The sequence below is a fragment of the Priestia veravalensis genome (assembly GCF_001457055.1).
GTDB lineage: Bacteria > Bacillota > Bacilli > Bacillales > Bacillaceae_H > Priestia > Priestia flexa.
In genome coordinates, this window is sequence record NZ_KQ758771.1 from 1 (window position 1) to 1,084 (window position 1,084).

Sequence of the window (1,084 nt, forward strand, 5' to 3'; positions counted from 1 at the left end):
AAACAAATACATAATATTAATCATCTAAATATGACAAAAGCATCTAAACGTACTCCATATATAAAACTTGTTCCAAAACATTTACAACACTATCAAGCATTTCTTGGTGACAAAATTAAAATATTATACGGACGTGTATGGCTCGCAATGAAAAAATTAGATGTACATATCGATAAAGATATCATGCAAACAATTGCTCATATTGCTTTTGATAAGCTTGTAGATTACATAAAAGAGGGACGTAATCTAACTGCTGAACAAATGAATAAGATCGCCTATACCATTGCTTATAACCAATTATCTGAACGCGAAGATACAAAAGATATTGTAAAAGATCAACAAGCGATTACACGAGCATTAATACTATTGGACAAGCCTAGCGAAAACAAAAAAGTACCTTCGCTCAGCTTATTTGCTGATGTTATAGGTGTTTAATAATTTTACCTAGTTCATTTTCTCTGTAATCATACGATTTTATATAAACTTACAAACTATATACAATTTACCTGTTTAATAAACTTACTAGATATCTATATGACGATATTTACCAGTTGTCAGATAGAAACTATTCGTTGCGGCCAAGCTGGTTGAAGGGCTATTATGACGTCATGACGAATGAGTAATTAAGGGGGCATGACGGTATGTCTGAAATAGATAACTTAGTTTATAAAACAGGCGAAGTGTTAAGAAAATTAAACTTAAAAGATTCTGTTTTTAAAAAGTATATTTCTAGTCTCGAAAAAGAAGGCTATGTTTTTCAGAAAAATAACATGGGACACAGGCTTTATACAGAAAAGGATATAAAGGCTTTGGAAATGTTCCTAGAGCTTATTAGTTATGACGGTATGACGATTGAATCAGTAGCTAAAAAAATAGGCCGTACTTATCAAAATCAATCTGGTGGTAGTAGTCATGACCATGTAACTTTATCGAATAACAAGGGGCATGACGTCATAAAGGATGAGGATTCAGATAGTCATGACGCTATGACCTTAATGAATGTTTTGTTGAAAGAACAAGAGCAACGCTTTGTAAAACTTCTTCAACAGCAAGAACAGCTATTTAAAAATGAAGTACAGAACAT

2 protein-coding genes are annotated in these 1,084 nt (G+C 32.2%); both read left to right on the forward strand.

The genetic code is table 11. The features are described from left to right. Window positions 1-435, forward strand: a 435-nt coding sequence (locus AS180_RS23395; RefSeq protein WP_175384231.1) for a hypothetical protein, incomplete at its 5' end; no start/stop codon positions are given. Window positions 436-641: 206 nt separating this feature from the next. Further along, window positions 642-1,084 (forward strand): MerR family transcriptional regulator (locus tag AS180_RS21335; RefSeq protein WP_062687480.1); only part of this gene is annotated, 443 nt, incomplete at its 3' end.